This is a genomic window from Priestia aryabhattai, assembly GCF_023715685.1.
GTDB classification, from domain to species: domain Bacteria; phylum Bacillota; class Bacilli; order Bacillales; family Bacillaceae_H; genus Priestia; species Priestia aryabhattai_B.
The window spans coordinates 1-914 of sequence record NZ_JAMBOQ010000033.1 but is presented as its reverse complement, the minus strand read 5'-3'; the positions used below and the strand labels follow the sequence as shown (position 1 = coordinate 914).

The 914-nt window shown below is 53.8% G+C and carries 9 tRNA genes; all 9 read right to left on the bottom strand.

Going from position 1 to position 914, the window contains the following annotated elements:
* Positions 1-50 precede the first annotated feature (50 nt).
* Positions 51-127: transfer RNA gene (locus M3225_RS28775), tRNA-Ile, on the bottom strand.
* Positions 128-132: 5 nt separating this feature from the next.
* A tRNA-Gly gene (locus M3225_RS28770) sits at positions 133-206 on the bottom strand.
* 11 nt (positions 207-217) lie between these two features.
* Positions 218-293: transfer RNA gene (locus M3225_RS28765), tRNA-His, on the bottom strand.
* 10 nt (positions 294-303) lie between these two features.
* Positions 304-379, bottom strand: a tRNA-Phe gene (locus M3225_RS28760).
* Between the two features lie 7 nt (positions 380-386).
* A tRNA-Asp gene (locus M3225_RS28755) sits at positions 387-462 on the bottom strand.
* A gap of 4 nt (positions 463-466) precedes the next feature.
* Positions 467-543 (bottom strand) — tRNA-Met (locus M3225_RS28750).
* Positions 544-562: 19 nt separating this feature from the next.
* Positions 563-655: transfer RNA gene (locus M3225_RS28745), tRNA-Ser, on the bottom strand.
* A gap of 27 nt (positions 656-682) precedes the next feature.
* Positions 683-759, bottom strand: a tRNA-Met gene (locus M3225_RS28740).
* Between the two features lie 30 nt (positions 760-789).
* Positions 790-865, bottom strand: a tRNA-Ala gene (locus M3225_RS28735).
* Between the last annotated feature and the right edge of the window lie 49 nt (positions 866-914).

The window sequence follows — 914 nt, the reverse complement described above, 5'->3', positions numbered from 1 at the left end:
GACCGATCGGTTAACAGCCGATAGCTCTACCACTGAGCTACTGTGGAATATGGTGGGCCTAAGTGGACTCGAACCACCGACCTCACGCTTATCAGGCGTGCGCTCTAACCAGCTGAGCTATAGGCCCATATTTGGAGCGGGTGATGAGAATCGAACTCACGACATCAGCTTGGAAGGCTGAGGTTTTACCACTAAACTACACCCGCGTTACTTAAGATGGGGCGACTGATGGGAATCGAACCCACGAATGCCGGAACCACAATCCGGTGCGTTAACCACTTCGCCACAATCGCCGTCTTAAAATGGTGGCTCGGGACGGAATCGAACCGCCGACACAAGGATTTTCAGTCCTTTGCTCTACCAACTGAGCTACCGAGCCAACAAAATGGCGGTCCCGACGGGAATCGAACCCGCGATCTCCTGCGTGACAGGCAGGCATGTTAACCGCTACACCACGGGACCACTTTGGTTGCGGGGACAGGATTTGAACCTGCGACCTTCGGGTTATGAGCCCGACGAGCTACCGAACTGCTCCACCCCGCGATGATATGATATAAATAAATGGCGGAGGAAGAGGGATTCGAACCCCCGCGGGCTTTAACACCCCTGTCGGTTTTCAAGACCGATCCCTTCAGCCGGACTTGGGTATTCCTCCGTATATTTATAACAAACGTAACTTATATGGTAGCGGCGGAGGGAGTCGAACCCACGACCTCACGGGTATGAACCGTACGCTCTAGCCAGCTGAGCTACACCGCCATATTATTAGTTACAGTTATTTAATTTAATTGGTGGAGCCTAGCGGGATCGAACCGCTGACCTCCTGCGTGCAAGGCAGGCGCTCTCCCAGCTGAGCTAAGGCCCCATAAATGGTCGGGAAGACAGGATTCGAACCTGCGACCCCTTGGTCCCAA